Annotated in this window: 21 protein-coding genes and 2 tRNA genes; 12 read left to right on the top strand and 11 right to left on the bottom strand. The window is 67.3% G+C overall.

Translation table 11 applies throughout. The annotated features are described in order from the left end of the window. Nucleotides 1–157: 157 nt before the first annotated feature. Nucleotides 158–739: a YoaK family protein gene (locus Q7V45_RS18130; protein ID WP_304854545.1), complete on the bottom strand. Its 582-nt coding sequence runs from the start codon at nt 737–739 to the stop codon at nt 158–160. 35 nt (nt 740–774) lie between these two features. Continuing rightward, nucleotides 775–1794, bottom strand: coding sequence for a ferredoxin--NADP reductase (locus Q7V45_RS18125; protein ID WP_304854540.1), 1020 nt, complete (start codon nt 1792–1794; stop codon nt 775–777). A gap of 145 nt (nt 1795–1939) precedes the next feature. Here Q7V45_RS18125 and Q7V45_RS18120 point away from each other — a divergent pair, with 145 nt between their 5' ends. Further along, nucleotides 1940–3007: a ferritin-like domain-containing protein gene (locus Q7V45_RS18120; RefSeq protein ID WP_304854538.1), complete on the top strand. Its 1068-nt coding sequence runs from the start codon at nt 1940–1942 to the stop codon at nt 3005–3007. Between the two features lie 203 nt (nt 3008–3210). Here Q7V45_RS18120 and Q7V45_RS18115 read toward each other — a convergent pair whose 3' ends face one another. The 3 genes from Q7V45_RS18115 to Q7V45_RS18105 all read right to left on the bottom strand — a co-directional run bounded on the left by Q7V45_RS18115 (nt 3211) and on the right by Q7V45_RS18105 (nt 4704). Beyond that, the gene (locus Q7V45_RS18115; protein ID WP_304854537.1) at nt 3211–3870 is read right to left on the bottom strand and encodes a hypothetical protein; all 660 of its coding nucleotides are present in this window, start codon (nt 3868–3870) and stop codon (nt 3211–3213) included. A gap of 12 nt (nt 3871–3882) precedes the next feature. Then, the gene (locus Q7V45_RS18110) at nt 3883–4548 is read right to left on the bottom strand and encodes a hypothetical protein (protein ID WP_304854535.1); all 666 of its coding nucleotides are present in this window, start codon (nt 4546–4548) and stop codon (nt 3883–3885) included. 80 nt (nt 4549–4628) lie between these two features. Then, nucleotides 4629–4704, bottom strand: a tRNA-Ala gene (locus Q7V45_RS18105). Nucleotides 4705–4819: 115 nt separating this feature from the next. Here Q7V45_RS18105 and Q7V45_RS18100 point away from each other — a divergent pair. The 6 genes from Q7V45_RS18100 to folD all read left to right on the top strand — a co-directional run bounded on the left by Q7V45_RS18100 (nt 4820) and on the right by folD (nt 7711). Then, entirely contained in the window at nt 4820–5212 is a 393-nt protein-coding gene (locus tag Q7V45_RS18100) for a RidA family protein (protein WP_304854533.1), read from the top strand. Then, nucleotides 5199–5456: a hypothetical protein gene (locus tag Q7V45_RS18095; protein WP_304854531.1), complete on the top strand. Its 258-nt coding sequence runs from the start codon at nt 5199–5201 to the stop codon at nt 5454–5456. The genes Q7V45_RS18100 and Q7V45_RS18095 overlap by 14 nt, the downstream gene beginning before the upstream one ends. Before the next feature lie 3 nt (nt 5457–5459). Next, nucleotides 5460–6113: an FHA domain-containing protein gene (locus Q7V45_RS18090; protein WP_304854529.1), complete on the top strand. Its 654-nt coding sequence runs from the start codon at nt 5460–5462 to the stop codon at nt 6111–6113. A 78-nt stretch (nt 6114–6191) separates the two neighbouring features. After that, the gene (locus Q7V45_RS18085) at nt 6192–6485 is read left to right on the top strand and encodes a YggT family protein (RefSeq protein WP_304854527.1); all 294 of its coding nucleotides are present in this window, start codon (nt 6192–6194) and stop codon (nt 6483–6485) included. A 58-nt stretch (nt 6486–6543) separates the two neighbouring features. After that, nucleotides 6544–6816: a DUF167 domain-containing protein gene (locus tag Q7V45_RS18080; protein ID WP_304854524.1), complete on the top strand. Its 273-nt coding sequence runs from the start codon at nt 6544–6546 to the stop codon at nt 6814–6816. Continuing rightward, on the top strand, nt 6809–7711 hold the full coding sequence (gene folD, locus Q7V45_RS18075; RefSeq protein WP_304854522.1) for a bifunctional methylenetetrahydrofolate dehydrogenase/methenyltetrahydrofolate cyclohydrolase FolD: 903 nt from the start codon (nt 6809–6811) through the stop codon (nt 7709–7711). Before Q7V45_RS18080 ends, folD begins: the two co-directional genes overlap by 8 nt. A gap of 7 nt (nt 7712–7718) precedes the next feature. Here folD and Q7V45_RS18070 read toward each other — a convergent pair whose 3' ends face one another. From Q7V45_RS18070 to Q7V45_RS18060, 3 genes are all read right to left on the bottom strand, one after another. Next, a complete protein-coding gene (locus tag Q7V45_RS18070; RefSeq protein ID WP_304854521.1) occupies nt 7719–9446 on the bottom strand; it encodes a GSCFA domain-containing protein in 1728 nt (575 codons plus the stop codon). 83 nt (nt 9447–9529) lie between these two features. Continuing rightward, nucleotides 9530–10441, bottom strand: coding sequence for a metal ABC transporter solute-binding protein, Zn/Mn family (locus tag Q7V45_RS18065; protein ID WP_304854520.1), 912 nt, complete (start codon nt 10439–10441; stop codon nt 9530–9532). Between the two features lie 17 nt (nt 10442–10458). After that, nucleotides 10459–10953: a prolyl-tRNA synthetase associated domain-containing protein gene (locus Q7V45_RS18060; protein ID WP_304854519.1), complete on the bottom strand. Its 495-nt coding sequence runs from the start codon at nt 10951–10953 to the stop codon at nt 10459–10461. 111 nt (nt 10954–11064) lie between these two features. On the opposite strand from Q7V45_RS18060, the gene Q7V45_RS18055 reads away from it, so the two are divergent. Then, nucleotides 11065–11139, top strand: a tRNA-Gly gene (locus tag Q7V45_RS18055). 164 nt (nt 11140–11303) lie between these two features. Next, the gene (panC, locus tag Q7V45_RS18050) at nt 11304–12167 is read left to right on the top strand and encodes a pantoate--beta-alanine ligase (protein ID WP_304854518.1); all 864 of its coding nucleotides are present in this window, start codon (nt 11304–11306) and stop codon (nt 12165–12167) included. Between the two features lie 161 nt (nt 12168–12328). On the opposite strand, the gene Q7V45_RS18045 is transcribed toward panC, so the two are convergent. After that, the gene (locus Q7V45_RS18045) at nt 12329–13213 is read right to left on the bottom strand and encodes a TauD/TfdA family dioxygenase (RefSeq protein ID WP_304854516.1); all 885 of its coding nucleotides are present in this window, start codon (nt 13211–13213) and stop codon (nt 12329–12331) included. A 54-nt stretch (nt 13214–13267) separates the two neighbouring features. Between Q7V45_RS18045 and Q7V45_RS18040 the strand changes: the two genes are divergently transcribed. Then, nucleotides 13268–14263 (top strand): D-2-hydroxyacid dehydrogenase family protein, encoded by a 996-nt coding sequence (locus tag Q7V45_RS18040; protein WP_304854515.1) that lies wholly within the window; start codon nt 13268–13270, stop codon nt 14261–14263. Here Q7V45_RS18040 and Q7V45_RS18035 read toward each other — a convergent pair. Beyond that, nucleotides 14250–15188 (bottom strand): hypothetical protein, encoded by a 939-nt coding sequence (locus Q7V45_RS18035; protein ID WP_304854514.1) that lies wholly within the window; start codon nt 15186–15188, stop codon nt 14250–14252. The two genes, Q7V45_RS18040 and Q7V45_RS18035, sit on opposite strands and share 14 nt — an antisense overlap. 22 nt (nt 15189–15210) lie before the next feature. Further along, nucleotides 15211–16461 (bottom strand): bifunctional 2-polyprenyl-6-hydroxyphenol methylase/3-demethylubiquinol 3-O-methyltransferase UbiG, encoded by a 1251-nt coding sequence (locus Q7V45_RS18030; RefSeq protein WP_304854512.1) that lies wholly within the window; start codon nt 16459–16461, stop codon nt 15211–15213. A gap of 83 nt (nt 16462–16544) precedes the next feature. On the opposite strand from Q7V45_RS18030, the gene Q7V45_RS18025 reads away from it, so the two are divergent. Together Q7V45_RS18025 and rlmN are read left to right on the top strand one after the other, a co-directional pair. Continuing rightward, complete coding sequence (locus Q7V45_RS18025; protein WP_304854510.1) at nt 16545–17111, top strand: RNA methyltransferase; 567 nt, start codon at nt 16545–16547, stop codon at nt 17109–17111. A gap of 53 nt (nt 17112–17164) precedes the next feature. Continuing rightward, nucleotides 17165–18313: a 23S rRNA (adenine(2503)-C(2))-methyltransferase RlmN gene (gene rlmN, locus Q7V45_RS18020; protein ID WP_304854508.1), complete on the top strand. Its 1149-nt coding sequence runs from the start codon at nt 17165–17167 to the stop codon at nt 18311–18313. Nucleotides 18314–18395 lie beyond the last annotated feature (82 nt).

The raw sequence follows: 18395 nt of genomic DNA, 5'->3' as shown, positions 1-18395 counted from the left end.
CGGCCCTATTTGTACGCACTTTGTCATCCCGAGCGCAGCGAGGGACCTTTGTCGGTGGCTCTAAAGGTCCCTCGCTGCGCTCGGGATGACAATTTTCCCCTATCCGAAGTCGCGCGTCATTTTCCCCGGACAGCCCTGCATCTGAATGGGGAAGCAATCAGAGAAGAGGCAGCATCAGGATCAGCAACGCGGCCGGCACGAGCAGCGGCCAGGCGAGTACCGGCAGCAGAAGCCCGCCGATCACGGCGCCCACCAGGTAACCCGTCCAGGTCAGCGCCAGCAGCCCGGTGTTCAGCGCCGAGGGCGGAGTGATCGCCGCGCCGCGCCACAGCCGGTCGACGGCGGCGTCGGCGGTGCGCGCCAGGGTGCTGGTGACGACGACGGTACTGACCGAATGACCGGCGAAGCTGGTGATCGTCGAGGCCTGCAGTCCCATCGCGAAAGCGACGATCATCACTGCATTTTCCTCCCCAATGGGCAGGAAGCCCACGGCCGCGAGGAGCGTGGCTTCGAGCAGGATGCCGGCCGCAGGCCCCTTGAAAAGGCGCAGCATCGCGCGGGCGAGCATGGCGCCGGGGAAGAAGGCGACCAGCGGCGTGAGATGGTTCCAGGCGCCGAGATGGTTGCCCTTGGCGATGTCGATGCCGGCCAGCACCGTGTTGCCGGTCATGTTGGCGGCGAACACGCCTCCCATGGTGACGAAGCCCACGGCGTCGGCGATGCCGGCGACCAGGGTCAGGATGGTCGCCTGGGCGAGGGGACGGGCGCTGATCGCTACACCACGTCGTAGGTGATCTCGACCTCGGCCCCGAAACAGTGGCCCTGGCAGGTCAGGATCCAGTCATTGGCGAGATCTTCGGGCGTATAGATATCGTTCTTGGCGAGGATGACCTTGCCCTTGATGCGCTTGGCGGCGCAGGAGGCGCAGAAGCCTTCCTCGCAGGAAGACAGCGGGTTGAGCCCGCCCGCACGCGCGGCCTCGAGGATGGTCTGGCCCTTGGCATAGGCCACCTTGTGCACCTTGCCCTCGAAATGGATCGTGATCTCGCCCGGGATCACGTCGCCTTCCTCGCTGGGTTCGATCGGGACCGCGTCGTTGCCCGAGGCCTCGAACCGCTCGATGCGCACCTTGTCGTGCGGCATGCCGTGTTCGAACAGCGTCTCCTCGACCAGTTTCATGAACGGGCCAGGGCCGCAGAGATAGACGTCGCCCGCCTCGAAGCCCTTCATCGCGGCGACGATCTCCTCGGGCTTGATGATGCCCTGCGTCGAATCGAGATGATGGACGATTTCCAGCCGGCCGGGATGGGCCCCCAGGAGCGCCTCGAACTCGGCGTCGAAGATGACGGATTGTCTGTCGCGGTTGGCGTAGAACAGGCGGATGCGGCGCGGTCCCCTGAGGGCGCTCTTGATCAGCGACATCATGGGCGTGATGCCGCTGCCGCCGCCGAACAGCAGGAGCGGGGCATCGCCCTCGCCCAGCACGAAACGGCCGGCCGGCGGCAGGACTTCCAGCGTGCCGCCCTCCTTCACCGAGTCGTGGAACCAGTTCGAGCCCTTGCCGCCGGCGACCCGCTTGATCGTGACCTTCGGCAACCCGTCGGTCTCGGGGGCGCTGGAGAGGGAGTAGCAGCGGTTGAAGGCGCCGTCTGCGTGGGGGACGCGGAAGGTCAGGAACTGGCCGGCACGGTAGCGGTACTTTTCGGCCAGGTCGGGCGGAATCTCGAGGACGAAGGAGCGGGCGTCCGGCGTTTCCTGGATGATCTTGGCGATGCGCAGCTGATTATAGGACATCAAAAACTCGTCTTCAGAGGCCCGATTTCCGGGCGGACTCTCCTAGCAGACTGTGCTAGCGTCCGCCGAGAAAAATGAGCGGAGCGTCATTGTTCCGACGCTCCTAAGGGATGGGACAGGGTTCAGGGCCAGGAGGCAAGAGCCGATGACGACGCAAAAAATTTACCAGCTGCCGGTCGAAATCACGAACTGGAAGTTCGATGGCGCGACCGAGATCGCCTTCAACTGGGAGTACGAGGACGGCTCCGCCGACCTGCTGAACCTCTATGAGAAGGGCAAGCAGCAGCAGTGGGACACCAGCACCCGTATCGACTGGTCGCAGGAGTTGTTCGAAGGCAACCCGATGGGCATGGCCGACGAGACGATCCCGATCTACGGCTCGCCCTTCTGGGACAAGATGACCGACAAGGAGAAGGACTGGCTGCGCTTCAACCTGCAGTGCCATTCCATCTGCCAGTTCATGCACGGCGAGCAGGGCGCGCTGATCGCCACCGCCAAGATCGTCAACACCGTGCCGGACATGAACGCCAAGTTCTATGCCGCGACGCAGGTGATGGACGAGGCCCGCCACGTCGAGAGCTACAAGCGTCTGATCCACGAGAAGTTCAAGTCGGCCTATCCGATCACGGACTCGCTGAAGAACCTGCTCGAGCAGACGCTGACCGACCGTCGCTGGGACATGACCTATCTCGGCATGCAGGTGCTGATCGAAGGCCTGGCGCTCGCCGCCTTCCAGCGCATCCGCGACACCGCCAAGAACAACCTGGCCGGCTCCGTGAATGCGTATGTCATGCAGGACGAGGCGCGGCACGTCACCTTCGGCCGCATGGCGTTGCGCGAATACTATCCGCACCTCTCCGATGCCGAGCGCGCCGAGCGTGAGGAGTTCGTCGTCGAGGCGCTCTACTTCATGCGCGACCGCTTCAACCAGGGCGAAGTCTGGATGCGGTCCGGCCTGCCGGTGAAGGAGATGCTGGAGCACGCCTATCATTCGGGCGCCATGCAGCAGTTCCGCACCCGCCTCTTCACCCGCATCGTGCCGATCCTCAAGGAGATCGGCCTGTTCGGGCCGAAGGTGCAGAAGGCGCTGGGCGACATGGGCGTGCTGGGCTACGCCGAGATCGACATCGAGAAGCTGATCGGCAACGACCTCAAGGTCGCCGAGGACTTCGACGCCAAGAAGTTCGTGCACGACCAGATCGCCGCCGAGTAGCGCAGCGATCGCAGTTGGAATCGGGAAGGGGGCCTCGCGGCCCCCTTTCTTTTGCCTTCTCCCGTCATCTCGACCGGAGCCGCGCGCCGTGCGGCGGAGTGGAGAGATCTTCTCTCCACGATTTGCCGGCATTTGGTGGATGGAAGGTCTCTCCGCTTCGCGCCTTCGGCGCTTCGGTCGAGACGACGGCTATTTCTGGTTTTTTACCGACACGCCTCGATGCGCGGCGGAGCGCCGAGCACCGTGGCGACTTTCGAGATGTCGAGGCAGCGCGGGCCGATCCAGGCCTTGGTCTGCACGAGGATCGCGAAGCGGGCGAAGGTGTCGGCCTGTGCCTCGGGTGTCGGTCGCTTGCGCGCCAGCAGCCAGGTGAGCGCATAGAGGTTGCCGGTCGCGAAGTCGGCCGATGGGACGTCGGGATCCTTGCCCCAGAGGGCCACGTTCTTCTGCGCCGCACCCGTCGGATCGGCGAGGCCGGCCAGCCAGGCATGGGCGTTGGAGGCCAGCGCATAGGACCCGCCATTCTGGGCGATCAGCGCCTTCACCTGCTCGGCCACGGATATGTAGCCCTGGCCCTCGATCGTGCTGCCGGCGCAGCCGAGGCGGCAGAGCGCCACGAACGTCAGATACTCGGCGAGGATGATCTCGATGTTGCCGTTGTTGTGCCGCCGCCAGGCGCGCGCGAGGTTCCACCCTTGCGTGAGCTCCGCGCCGGTCCACGGCTTGGCGGCCTGCGGCGTGTCGCGTTCCAGCTCGCCGATCACGGCCTGGGCGGCGGCCTGCCATTCGGGAGGGATCTGGGCGGCGGCCGGCGTGGCGGTGCCCAGCAGCATCAGCAGCAGGATCGAGAGGAGTCGTTTCATCGCAGGCTCCCTTCAGTATTTGCGCGCCGTCGTGCGGTCGCGGCTTTCGTATTGGACGAGGTCGTCGGCCCGCAGCACGGTTGCGTCGGGCGGCATCAACCAGCGCCTCTGCGCTGGCCTGATCAGCGGGTAGTGGCGCGCATCGTCGAGCGCGGCGCCGACCTCCCAGCAATCCTCTTCACTGGTGATCCAGGTGTCGGGCGCGAAGCGGCGCAGGTCGATCGAGACCGAATAGGTCCGCAGCGTCTTGCGGCCCTTGGCGAAGTACTCGTGGAAGTACGACATCGCGAGCTCGCGCAGGCTGCGATAGACCGGGTCGCGCCAGCGCAGCCAGACATGGTTGCTCTTGGAGATCGCGCCCCAGCAGCCGTCGCGGCGGAACAGGGTGACGACGTGATCGGCATCCTCGCGCGTGGACGTGAGGTCCATGACCAGGGGCGGCTCGCCCTGCAGCCACAGCGCGCAGGCCGCCACGAACGCCGCCTCGAGGCAGTGGGCCTCGCGATGGCGCAGCACGCCGCGCACGGAACGAAGGCAATCGCCGTCCGGCTCGAAATTGGCCGGCAGGGCCGTGATGTATTCCTGCACACGCTGCGGCGTGCGCAGCGACGTGAGGATACGACCTTCCGCGGCGGTGAGGCCGAGTTCTGCCGGGGTGGGGCGTTTGCGTCTGCGCATCGAGTGCAATTGTGCCGTGATGCGCCGCGACAGGCCAGCGAATGAAGGCCGGATGGCAACGGCAGGGGGTCGGGGGTGGTTGGTGGAGCTGAGGGGGATCGAACCCCTGACCTCCTCATTGCGAACGAGGCGCTCTCCCAGCTGAGCTACAGCCCCCTCCGACCCTTGGAGAACCGCGCGGATAATGGTTGCCGGGCCCCCTGTCAAGCAAACCGGCCTGTGATAGCGTCCGGCCGGCAATTCGACCCGCATTTTCGATGGAGAGTAAACGATGGCCCACGCCAAGAAGGTCGTTCAGACCGACGCCGCCCCCAAGGCGCTCGGCCCCTATTCGCAGGCGGTCGTGGCCAACGGGCTGGTCTTCTGCGCCGGCCAGATCCCGCTCGACCCCGCGACCGGCGAGATCGTCGCGGGCGGCATCGCCGAGCAAACGCATCAGGTGCTGAAGAACCTGCGCGCCGTGCTGAAGGCGGCGGGCAGCGATCTCGGCCATGCGGTGAAGACGACGGTGTTCCTGAAGAGCATGGACAGCTTCGCGGCCATGAACGAGGTCTACGGGCTGCCTGAATATTTCGGCAGCTCGACGCCGGCGCGCTCGACCGTGGAAGTCGCCCGGCTGCCGCGCGACGTGATGGTGGAGATCGAAGTCGTTGCCCTCGTCTGACGTCATGGCCAGCCTGGTGACATGGATGCTGGCCCTGGGCTCCCTCACGGTGGCCTTCATGCTGGTCAGCTACGTGCTGGTGTCCCTCATCCTCATCATCCCGACCTGGCGCATCTGCACGCGGGCCGGCTTCTCCGGGGCGCTGTCGCTCTTCCACCTGGTGCCGTTCATCGGTTCCTTCATCGTCATGGGCATGCTGGCCTTCAGCACCTGGCCCGCCGGCGAAGCGTCGCCGAGGTGCTAGCCGATGGGCGTGGAAATCGCGGCTCTCACGAGCTTCTTCGGCCTGACCGGCGCCTTCGCGCTGGTCGGCACGGTGCTGGCGGCGTGGATGGCGTGGCGCATCGTCGAGAAAGCCGGCCTGCCGGGCTGGACGGGGCTCGGCGCCATCCTGCTCACGCTGACCGGTGTGGGAACGATCGTGCCGTTGATCCTCCTCTGGATCTTCGCCTTCATGCGCTGGCCGCGCGACGAACCTGCGGCCGGGGGCGGGGCTGGTTATGGCTTCACGCCTTCGCCCAGGCCCGCGCCGGCGACCGGGCCGGTCGCTCTGGGTGGCCCGTCGATGGCCCTGCCCGATGCGCGCGGCTGGCGGCTCTCCGGCACGCTCGGCAACGGCGGGACCGTGTCGCTCGCGGTCGCCGGCCCGTCGGGCACCTATGCGCTGACAGGCGCCCCGGGCGGCGCGCCGACCGATCTCAGCGTGCCCGATCCCTCGGTCGGCCGGCCCCATGCCCGGCTGATGCTCTCGGGCCATCGCCTGGGGCTCGAGGATCTCGGCAGCCCGGGCGGGACCTTCATCGACGGCGCCCGGCTGCTGCCCGAGCATGGACCGCGCGACATCAGCGCGGTGCGCTCGATCCGCCTCGGCAGCGTCGAACTCGCCCTTTCGCGGGCCTGAATGGGCTTGTGATCGGCAAGGCCCGCCGAGTAGGGTGCCGCGGCCGGCGGTGGGCCGGCCTTAAGGCGCGGGGGCCAGATGCGGTCGTTGGCGGTGCTGATCGACAATATTATCGACATCTACACCTGGATCGTGATCGCGAGTGCGATCATGAGCTGGCTGGTGGCGTTCGGCGTGGTGAACATTCGCAACCGCTTCATCAGCGTCGTGGTCGACATGCTCTTCAAGTTGACCGAGCCGGTCCTGCGCCCGATCCGCCGCATGCTGCCGAACCTCGGCGGCGTCGACATCTCGCCCGTCATCCTCCTGCTTGGCCTGTTCTTCATCCGCAGCCTGCTGTGGGAGTATGTCTGGCCGGCCTTCATGCACTGACGAACGCCTGAGCCCTCCACCGGCCGACCCCGTCTTCCTGCGCCGAAATCCCGGCGGCGTGACCATTCAGCTGCGCGTGCAGCCGCGGGCCCGCCGGATGGCGCTCGAACGTACGCCCGAAGGGGCGCTCAAGGCCGCAGTGACGGCGGCGCCCGAGGATGGCAAAGCCAACGACGCCGTCGTCGCGCTGCTGGCGCAGGCTTGGCGCCTTCCGAAATCGACCTTCGAGATCGTGCGCGGTGGGACGGCGCGAGAGAAGACCCTCATGGTTGCGGGCGATCCTGCCGTGCTCGCCGACCGGATTGCCGAATGGATGCGCAAGAATGGCTGATGCGAAACTGATCGATGGAAAAGCCTTCGCGGGCGGACTGCGCCAGCGCGTGGGCGCGGAGGTTGCCGACTTCGTGGCCAGGGGCGGGCCGAAACCCGGCCTGGCCACGGTGCTGGTCGGCGACGATCCGGCAAGCCAAGTCTATATCCGCAGCAAGGGCAGGCTCGCGGTCGAGCTCGGCATGGCGAGCTTCGACCATCAGCTGCCCGAGGACACGACGCAGGCCGAACTGCTGGAACTGATCGGGCGCCTCAACGCCGATCCCGCGGTGAACGGCATCCTGGTCCAGCTGCCGCTGCCCAAACATCTCGACACGGCGCAGGTCCTGGTCGCCATCGATCCCGCCAAGGATGTCGACGGTTTCCATCCGGTGAATGTCGGCCGCCTCGGCTCGATCGCCCCGGGGGCCCCGCTCGACTTCCCGGTCCCCTGCACGCCGCTCGGCGTCTCGATGCTGCTGCAGGATGCGCTGGGCTCGCTGTCGGGCCTCAATGCGGTGATCGTCGGCCGCTCCAACCTCGTCGGCAGGCCCGTGGCGCAACTGCTGCTGCGCGCCGATTGCACGGTGACCATCACCCATTCGCGCACGCGCGACCTGCCCGGCATCTGCCGCCAGGCCGATATCCTGGTGGTGGCGATCGGCCGGACCGAATTCGTGAAGGGCGACTGGATCAAGCCCGGCGCGGCGGTGATCGACGTCGGCATCAACCGCATCCCGACGGCCGAGGGCAAGAGCCGGCTGGTCGGCGACGTGGCCTTTGCCGAGGCGCAGAAGGTGGCGGGATACATCACGCCGGTGCCGGGCGGCGTCGGCCCCATGACCGTGGCCTGCCTGATGTTCAACACGCTCCAGGCCGCACGCCACAAGGCCGGATTGGCGATGGCGGCCGCCTGAGCGGCGTTCAGGCTTTTCCGACGGCCCGCCGGATCAACGCGGTCGACCAGCGCACGGCGCTCTGGAGGGGACGTTCTGCGAAAGGCGCCGCAGTGCCGGCCCGGCGCACCGGCAGACGGGCTCTTCTGATCTCGGCGCGCAGGCGCAGGGCGGTGGTTTCGTTCGGGTCGAGGAGCAGGGCCCGGTCGACCCATTCGGCGGCCTCCGGCCAGCGATCGTGGGCCGCCAGGAATTCGGCGAATCCGGCCATGTAGGCTGGAATTTCAACGAGACCGTTGCACTCCCGCCAAAAGGCTTCGGCATCCGCGGGCCGCCCCAGCCTCTCGCAGTATCGCGCCTTCCAGTGAAGCAGCAGCGATTTGCGCTCGAGGGGCCAGCGGATCTTGTCGAGTACGGCGAGGCCCTCCTCGAACCGGCCGAGATGATAGTAGGCCTCGACGCGCTGGAGGGACGCGTCGAGCCGCGCCTTGCCGTGCTCGCACGCCTTCTCGGCGTGCAGCGCGGCTTCCTCGTGGCGGCCGGTCTCGTTGTAGTGGCGCGCGAGGAGAGAGCGCGCGGCCACGTTCTCCTGTGTTTCCAGCTGCTTCAGCAGCAGGCCTTCCGCCGCCGCGCCGCCGCCCGCCCTGAGATGCGCGCGCGCCAGCGCGACGGTGAGGTCTGGACTTGCGGGGTCTGAGGCCCAGGCGCGCTGCAGGCGCTTGAGCCCGGCCGGGAAGCGGCCGGCCGCGGCATCCTCGCGGGCGCTTGCGATCACGTTGGCAACAGTAGCGTCGCCGGTCGCGACATAGCGGTTGATCATGCGGTCGACGTTGAAGCGCACCATCGACGTCTCGATATGGACCTGGTCGTCGACGAAGGCGATCGACCGGTCGGTCAGGACCACACTCTCGTAGGACGGGAAGTACTCGATGTGGGGATGGTCGGCGACGAACGGCTCGACCGCGGCCCGCAGGACCGACTTGCTGTAGCAGTTCGCCACCGCAACGTCGGACGAGGTGAAGGTCGCCTGGAGCGGCACGGGCGACACGGTGAGGATGATGCGATGGTCGCGGGGACAGACCTGACCCAGCAGATCGACCAGGTCGGCGAGCGAGCGCGTCACGTCCTCGTAGTCGAGGACATGAAGCTCGAAGCGCGAGGGATCGGTCCGGACGATGCCCTTGGGCGGCGGGCAGTTGATGTAGAGACCCGAGCGATTGTCGAACCATGCCTCGATCAAGCCGAGGGTGATCAGCACAACATGGCTGCTGGCGAGGTGACGGTAGATCGCACTGATGTCGTCGCGCCGCCTGATCAGCGCTTCGGCCGAGACGGGCCGGAACCCGAGTGTAAGCTGCGGGTCCATGTATCGCCCCGCCGCGACCTCGACCGCATGCCGCTGGATGTCGAATTCGTCCAGGTCGAACGCCCAGCGGATTTGCGGCGCGATCGCCGGCGGCACGTAGTTGTTCAGGATCGTGGTCGGATCACCGCTCCACCCCGTCTTGTCGACCTGCAGGGTCAGGGTGGGGATGTCGAAACCGCGACTGGCGAGCGTCCTTTCGATGCCGCGGGCGAAGCAGGAACCGATGGTGAAGATGCGCTGGCCCGGCTCCAGCATGAAGCGCGGCTTGAACGAGGGGTCGGCGAAGTGGGCGAACCGGTTGGCGGGATCGTCGCGACGCGGCCAGTCTCTGTCGGGGTTGGTCTTTAGCGTGCCATAGGCATCGGCAGCGCTGATCCGGCGAATTGGCATCGTGTCCCTGGCTCCCCCGGACACATGGCTAGCATTCCGGAGCGGCCTGGGGAAAGCCGGCTTCTGTCCGCGACCGCGTGCCGTCAGTTCTTCAGCATGCCCGCGACGAGGGCCGTCACGTTGTGGCGCATCATCTTCTCGTAGGTCGGGGCAGGCCCGTCCGGGCCCGACAGCGCATCGGTGTAGAGGCGCGGGCCGACCACGGCGCCGGATTCGCGCGCGATCTGGTCGATCAGGCCGGGGTTGGTCATGTTCTCGACGAACAGCGCCTTGATGCGCTGCTCGCGCACCTCGCGGATCAGCGTCGCGACGTCGCGCGCCGAGGGCTCGCTGCTGGTGTTGTAGCCGCGCGGCGACTGGAACTTCACGCCGTAGGCGCTCGAGAAGTAGCGGAAGGAATCGTGGCCGGTGATCGCCCGTCTTTTGTCCGCCGGCACCTTGGCGATCTCGGCCTTCACCCAGGTGTCCAGGTCGACCAGCCGGCGATCGAAGGCCTGGGCACGGTCGCGATAGTAGGCGGCGTTGGCGGGATCGGCTTCGGCGAGCCCCTTGGCGATGTTGGCGACGTAGGTGCGGACCCTCTGGACGTCCTGCCAGCAATGCGGGTCCGGCCCGTGGCCGTGCGAATGTCCATGGGAATGGCCGTGGCCCCCGCCGGCCTTGAGGGTGGCGACGCCGGCGGTTGCCACGATAGCCTTGCCCTTGAAGGGCGCCGCCTTGGCCAGCCGGTCGATCCAGCCCTCGAAGCCCAGCCCGTTGCTCACCAGCACCTTGGCATCGGCGAGCGCGCGCGCGTCGGTGGGACGGGGCTGGTAGGCATGGGCGTCTATGTCGGGGCCGACCACGACCGACAGCTCGACCTTGTCGCCGGCCACTTCGGCCAGCAGGTCGCCCAGGATCGAGAAGGTCGCGACGGCCTTCATCGGCGCCTGCGCCGAAGCGGGCAGGGCGACGGCGAAGAGAGTGGGGGTCAGGAGGAATGCACGACGGAGCATTCCGTTATAATATAACGCTATACGGGAAAGTCGAGCCACTCCGGCGTGTGGCCGGTCGTCGCGAAGAAGTGCAGCAGGTCGGGGAGGGCCAGCGCCGTCGTCATGCTGTTGACCAGCGGGTGGGCATTGACCGGCCCGTCGCCCTCGGCGAGGCCCCGGTCGAGGACCAGCCGGACCTGGTGTTCCGGGTCGTTGATGACGGCGAGCGGCGTCACCGAGCCCGGCTCGACCCCGAGATGGCGCCGCAGCCGGTCCGGACTGCCGAACGAGAACTTGCCGGCGCCCAGCCGCTCGCCAAGCCGCTTCAGATCGATGGCGCGATCCTCCAGCGCCACCACCAGCCACATCTCCTCCTTCCGGTTGCGCAGGAAGAGGTTCTTGATGTGGTGGCCGGGCAGGTCGCCGCGCAGCGCCTTGGCCTCCTCGACCGTGAACACGGGGGGATGTTCGACGGTGCGGTGGGCGATGCCGAGCGCGTCGAGGCGGGTGAGCAGTTGCTGCGGATCAAGCATGGTGCGTGACGGCTCTACCCATGAAAAGAGCCGTTCGCCAGCCCCTTGCCAAGGGATCGGAAAAGCCCTATCAACGCCGCCTTCCGGCCACCTACCCAGCCGGATCGGAGCGCGGGCGTAGCTCAGGGGTAGAGCACGACCTTGCCAAGGTCGGGGTCGAGGGTTCGAATCCCTTCGCCCGCTCCAATTTCTACCAAGGTATCTTGCCTGAACCGGTCACCGGTTCGCATCCCGGTCCCGGACCGGGGTGAGGCCTGATGCTTTTGGTCCTCTTCCGATAGATTGCGCGTCCTATTTTCGCCGCTTGCATTGTCTATGCGGTGGGCTCGTCCACGCCTAAGAGGCCTCAAATGAACACATCGACCGATCAGGGGCTTCTCGTCGTCCGCACCGTGGCGGATCTGCGCCGTGCCGTGGCCGACTTCCGCAGGGCCGGCCGCACGATCGGGCTCGTGCCGACCATGGGTGCGCTGCACGAGGGCCATGTCAGCCTGGTGAAGGGTGCGCTCGATCGGGGCGACGTGCCGGTGACCAGCATCTTCGTCAATCCGACGCAGTTCGGCCCGAAGGAGGATTTCTCCGCCTACCCGCGCGACGAGGAGGGCGACTTCGCCAAGCTGCGCGAGGCGGGCTGCCGCATCGCCTACGCGCCGACCAAGGACGAGATGTATCCCGGCGAGCAGCTCACGACCGTGACGGTCGCCGGCATCACCGATGGTCTGTGTGGTCCGCTGCGGCCCGGCCATTTCCAGGGCGTCGCCACGGTGGTGAGCAAGCTCCTGCTGATGGCGATGCCCGACCGCGCCTTCTTCGGCGAGAAGGACTACCAGCAGCTCCAGGTCATCAAGCGCATGGTGCGCGACCTCTCCATGCCGTTCGAGATCGTCGGCATGCCGACGGTGCGCGAGAAGGACGGTCTCGCGATGTCGTCGCGCAACCGCTACATGAGCGCGGACGAGCGCACCCAGGCGCTGGGCATGTACCGGCAGCTCGTGAAGGTCGCCGACACGGTGCGCGACGGAAAGAAGTCATGCGCCGAAGCGACGGCAGCGGCGTCGCAGGCGCTGCGCGACGGCGGGTTCGACATCGTCGAGTATTTCACCGTGGTCGATGCCGAGAGCCTGAAGCCGCTCGAGCGCGTCGCGGGTCCGGCGCGCGTGATCGCCGCCGCCCGCCTCGGCCGCACGCGCCTGATCGACAATCTGGCGGTTTGAAGTAAACAAACCACCTCACCCTGAGGAGACGCGCGAAGCGCGGCGTCTCGAAGGGTGGGCAACAGACATGGTGCTCGTGCCCATGCTTCGAGACGCGCTCCTGCGGAGCGCTCCTCAGCATGAGGTTGGTATTGGTGAACCGATCGTTACTCGGAAAGACCCTAGGCCGCCTGTTCGAGCGTCGAGGCGACGTCGCGTGTCGTCACGCGGCGCAGGTCGCGCACCCGGGTCGTGTCGAACGGCCGGGCGCGATGCATGGTGCAGCGATTGTCCCAGATGACGAGATCGCCCTTCGCCCAGCGATGGGCATGCACGAAGCGCGGCTGGGTCGCGTGCTCGATCAGGTCGAGGATGATCAGGCGCCCGTCGGCCACCGGCATGCCGAGAATGTGCGAGGCGTGGGCGGCGAGATAGAGCGTCTTGCGATGCGAGCCGGGATGGGTACGCACCAACCGCTGTGGCACCGGCGGCAGCGACGCGCGCTCCTCGTCGGTGTACTGCACGACGCCGAGCTGTTCGCGCGAGCGCCAGATCGAATGTTCGGCGATCAGCCCTTCCAGCTCCTTCTTCTTCGCCTCGGGCAGCGCATCGTAGGCCGCGCGCATGTCGGCGAATTCGGTGTCGCCGCCTTCCTCGGGAATGACGTGCGCGTAGAGCATCGACAGGGCGCCGGGTACGGCGCGGAACGAGGCATCGGTATGCCAGAGCCGGTTGGCCAGGCCATCGAGCCGGCGGCGTGCGTCGGGCTCCAGCACCTTGCCGTCGCTGTCGAGGTTGGAGATGTCGGCGACCTCGTCCGAATCGATGCGGTGCTTGATGTCGCGATGCCTGAGCCTGAGCGCGGAGGATGCGACCGGGCCGAAGTTGCGCGCAAAGGCGACCTGTTGCTCGTCGACCAGTTTCTGGTCACGGAACACGACGACCGCATAACGGTCGATCGCATCCTCGATGGCCTGCCGGTCGGACGGGCTCAGCGGCCTCGCCACATCGACACCGCCGATCTCGGCGACGAATTCAGGATGCACTGGCGTTACGGTGATGCTCATGACCGCCTCCCGCGGCTATAGTGCGTTTCCAATCATTGTCCCCCAGGAAACGCCATGCCGCAAACGATGAAGCTCGCTTTGCTCGACGATTACCAGAAGGTCGCCCTGCGCATGGCCGATTGGGATCGCCTGAAGAAACGCGGTGTCGAGATCACGGTCTTCCACGAGCCCTTCGCGTCGGTCGAGGATGCGGCGCAGAAGCTGGCACCCTTCGACATGCTGGGATTGCTGCGCGAGCGAACCGCCTTCCCGCGGGCGCTGATCGAGAAGCTGCCGAACCTCAAGTTCATGGTGCTGACCGGCGCCCGTGCCGCCAGCCTCGATGACAAGGCGGCGGCCGAGCGTGGCATCCCGATCTCGACGACGCCCGGGAGCACCTCCAACGCGCCGACCGCGGAATTGGGTTGGGCGCTGCTGATGATGTGCGCGCGCGACCTCGCCAAGGCCGAGCGGCTGGCACGCCAGGGCAAGTGGCACGACGGCATCGAGCAGATGGTCGTGCTCGAGGGCAAGCGGCTGGGCATCCTCGGCCTCGGCAAGCTGGGCAGCCGCGCGGCGCACTATGCCAAGGCGTTCGGCATGGAGGTCGTGGCCTGGAGCCAGAACCTCACGCCCGAGAAGGCGGAAGCGGGTGGCGCGAAGTACGTGAGCAAGGACGAGCTGCTGGCGACCTCGGACTTCGTGTCGATCCACCTCGCCCTCTCGGATCGCACGCGCGGCCTGATCGGCGCCGCCGACCTCGCGAAGATGAAGAAGACCGCGATCCTGGTGAACACCTCGCGCGGACCGATCGTCGACGAAGCGGCGCTGATCGAGGCGCTGAAGAACCGCACGATCCTGCACGCCGGCCTCGACGTCTACGACAGGGAGCCGATGTCGGCCGACCATCCCTTCACCAGGCTCGACAACGTCACGCTCATTCCTCACCTGGGCTACGTCGTCGAGGAGAGCTACCGGCACTTCTACGAGGGCACGATCAAGGACATCGAGGCCTGGCTCGACGGCACGCCGATCAACGTCCTCAACCCGGACGCGCTCAAGAAGGCGTAGGCGTCCGCACGCGTGCGACGATCAGCCAGACGGCGCCGGCGAGGATCACGCCGGCGGCCAGCCATTCATGGGTCGTCAGGGCCGCCGGGGTCAGCCAGCCGAGCTGAGCGAACACGGCTTCCAGCGCGATGGCGAAGAACGGCATCGCGGTGAGGGCGATCAGGTAGGTCTGCACGCCCGAATGGTTGATGGTCCAGAAGCCGAGCCAGGTGCCGGGCGCGCGGAACAGCAGGCCCGCCAGGATCGCATAGAGCCAGAGTTCGATCCGGCCGAAGGCGTCGCCGCCGCCCGCCCAGGGCGAGGCCATCGCGCCTACCAGCCCAGCCAGCGTCCAGACGAAGATCAGCGCCAGCGACGCGGCAACCAGAATCTCGCCGGTGAAGCGGCTGCGCGCCGCCGGATCGGCCGCGCGATTGCGCGGATGGTAGGCGATCATCCACGAGGCCGCGACCGCCACCGCCTCCGAGGCGACCAGCCAGGCGACGCCGCGCCAGGCCGTCTCCGATCCCAGCGCGGCGGCGAAGGCCGCGATGCCCAGCGCCAGCAGCGCGAGGCCCGGCCAGTCGCGCCGTGACGGCGCCTGGCGCGTCAGGGCCCAGCCCGCGCCCGCGCCGATCAGCACGCTCATCGTCGAGAGCAGCGTGCTCTGCGTGACGGCCAGCCAGACGATGGCGGCGGCCGTACAGCCGTTGATGATCACGCGCATGAAGGCGTAGCAGACCGTCCAGGGGACCAGAAGATCGGCCCAGCTTCCCGGTGTGCGGCGGCCGACCCAGAGCATGGCGAGGCCCGCGCTCAGCAGCTGCACCAGCGTATAGGCCCAGGCGTCGAGCTGCGCGCCGCTCACGACATGGCGGGTCAGCAGGAGATAGACCGACCAGAGGAGGGAGTTGCCGAGCGCGATGATCAGGACGTGGCCGCTCATTGCGGATCCTGCAAGCTTGGTTTCAGGTGCGGAAGCGCAGCAGCAGGTGATTGACGCCGTTCAGCTTGACGTAGAGGTCCTCGAACTGCGTGTAGAAATCCTCCCATCGCGGCAGGCCGCCCTGGCTGCCGAGCGAGGTATAGATTTCCGCGACCGTCCGGCGGCCGTCGATCTGCGAGATGATGCGCGGCGCCAATGCCGGTAGCTGGGCCCGCCAGGGAAAGCCGTCGAGGTTGGCGACCAGCGGGGAGCCCGGCTGCAGGCCCGCGGCGAACTTCTGCGCATCCATCTCGCGCAGCACCGGGATGGCCGACGTATCCTCGGGCCGCGCCACCGTGTCGAAGCCGGCGCGCGTGGCATAGAAGACGTGGGTGCGCAGGTTGCCGGCCAGGCGCTCGGCGAAGGCCGCCCGCTCGAGCAGCGGCAGCGAGCTCATCTGGCGGGCGATCACGGGATCGCTCATGTAGGTCGCGGGCTCGTAGCGCACCGGCTCGAGGAAGGCCACGACACGCAGGCCGGACGCGGCGGCCATGCTGCCGATCTGGGGTACCGTGAAGGCGCGGTCGCAGCTGTGCAGCAGCAGGTCGTAGAGGCCGGCGTCGCCCCCCGTCACATGGTCGTTGAGATAGGGATTGCGGCGGAACAGGTTGGTGGTCGGCAGGAAGCGGATCAGGCGCTTGGCCATCGCCAGCCGGTCCTCGATCGCCATCGACGGCGGCGCCAGGGTCTGCAGCATTTCCTGGAGGGGGTAGACGCCGCTGCGGCCATATTCGCCGTAGAGCATGACGCCCATGCCGCCCTCGGCGTGCAGCACGCTCGCCAGGGCCTGCATGCCGGCCGTCGGGTCGGGCAGGTGATGCAGCACACCGGTGCAGTCGATGTAGTCGAAATGGCCGATGTTCATCGTCGGCAGGTCGAGCAGCGAGCCGGTCAGGAACGTGATGTTGCGCAGGCCGCGCGCCTTGGCGCGGGCCTCGCAGATCTGTCGCGAGGCCGTCGACAGGTCGAGATAGAAGACCTCGCCGGGACAGCGGCGATCCACGAGCTGCTGGGCCAGCATGATGCAGGCATCGCCCGTGCCGCCGCCGGCGACCAGTGCGCGGAAGGGCCGGATGAAGTTCAGCCGGCCGGCGTACAGATAGTGGTTGATCTCGAGGACGTGGCTCGGCGTGCCCGTGATCAGGCGGATCGCCTCGTCGCGCGGGTCTCGGGAAGGATAGGGCAGCGCCTCGTACTGGGCGCGAACACTGTCCAACGGCGAGGAAACGGTCATCAGGGCCTTGTTTGACGGCAGGCTGGGCGCTACCGGAGGGATGGCAACGCCTGCCAATCATTTCTGCAACAAATCGAAGGGCCATGAAAGGCTATTTCGGCATCGGCATCGAGGGTCCGAGCAAGTCGATGAACGTCGGCACCCTGTTCCGGACGGCCCATGCGTTCGGCGCCTCGTTCGTCTTCACCCTGCGGGCCCAGTACGACGCGCGGGCCGGCGCGCTCGCCGACACGTCGGACACGCCCCTGTCGGTGCCGACCTACCGGTTTGCCGACCTGGAGAGCTTCCGCCTGCCGCTGGGCTGCCGGCTGGTCGGCATCGAGATCACCGACGAGGCCATCGAGCTGCCCAGCTTCCGGCATCCGCGCCAGTGCGCCTATATCCTGGGCTCCGAGCGGGAAGGCCTGTCGCCCGAGGTTCAGTCGACCTGCGACTACGTCGTGAAGATCCCGACACGGTTCTCGGTCAACCTGGGCACCGCCGGGGCGCTGGTCATGTACGACCGGCTGATCAGCCTCGGACGCCACGCTCCGCGGCCGGTCGGCGAGGGCGCTCCGACCGAGGCGCTGGAACTGCCGGTGTTCGGCGAGCCGCTCTACAAGCGCAAGGAGCGGCGGCGGCTGCGGCAAAAAGAGCAATCAAAACAATAGATTGGCCCAGCGCGGTTGCGCAGACCGAGTGCGACGACTATCTCGGGCGCTCCATGTCCGTTCTGCCCACCGAACCGCTGCAGATCCTCGAGCCCGGCGCCCCCGCGCACGGCCGCAACGACCTGCGCCGCAACCTGATCGGCCTGTCGCGCGACGGGCTGAAGACGGCGCTGGCCGAGGCCGGGCTGGAGCCGTTCCGCGCGGCGCAGATCTGGCAGTGGATCTACTGGCACGGCGTCACCGACTTCGGGCGCATGACCAACATCGCCAAGAAAGCGCGCGATCGCCTGGCCGACCAGTTCGTGATCGAGCGGCCCTCGATCGTGACCGAGCAGCGCTCGGTCGACGGCACGCGCAAGTGGCTGCTGCGTTTCGCCGACGGCAACGAGGCCGAGACGGTCAACATCCCGGAGACCGATCGCGGCTCGGTCTGCGTCTCCAGCCAGGTCGGCTGCACGCTCACCTGCACCTTCTGCCACACCGGCACCCAGCCGCTGGTGCGCAACCTCACGCCCGACGAGATCGTCGGCCAGTTCATGGTGGCGCGCGACAGCTACGGCGAATGGCCGACGCCGACCGCCGATGCCCAGCGCATGCTCAGCAACATCGTCATGATGGGCATGGGCGAGCCGCTCTACAATTTCGACAACGTGGTGACGGCGCTGAAGATCGTCATGGACGACCAGGGCATCGCGCTCAGCCGCCGCCGCATCACCCTCTCGACGTCGGGCGTCGTGCCGATGATCGCGAAGGTGGGCGAGGCGCTCGACGTCAATCTCGCGGTATCGTTGCACGCGGTCAGCGACGAGGTGCTCGACACGCTGGTGCCGATCAACCGGAAGTGGCCGATCGCCGAGCTGTTGAAGGCCTGCGCCGACTATCCCGGCGCGCGCAACAGCCGGCGCATCACCTTCGAGTACGCGATGCTGAAGGGCGTCAACGACAGCGATGCCGATGCGCGCGAGCTTGTGCGAATCCTGACGCCGATCCACGCCAAGGTGAACCTGATCCCGTTCAATCCCTGGCCGGGCGCGCCCTACGAGTGCAGCTCCAACAACCGCATCCACCGCTTCGCCGAGATCGTGAACGATGGCGGCCTGAGCGCCCCGGTGCGCACGCCCCGCGGCCGCGACATCTCGGCGGCCTGCGGCCAGCTCAAGAGCGCCAGCCTCCGCCAGCGCGGTGTGAAGGTCGCGCTTTAAGACCCGCACCACCTCATCCTGAGGAGCGCGCGCAGCGCGCGTCTCGAAGGATGTGCAACGGACGTGGTGCGTGTAGCCCATG

This window comes from Reyranella sp., from assembly GCF_030651995.1.
Classification (GTDB): domain Bacteria; phylum Pseudomonadota; class Alphaproteobacteria; order Reyranellales; family Reyranellaceae; genus Reyranella.
This window is presented reverse-complemented; position numbering and strand designations above follow the sequence as displayed.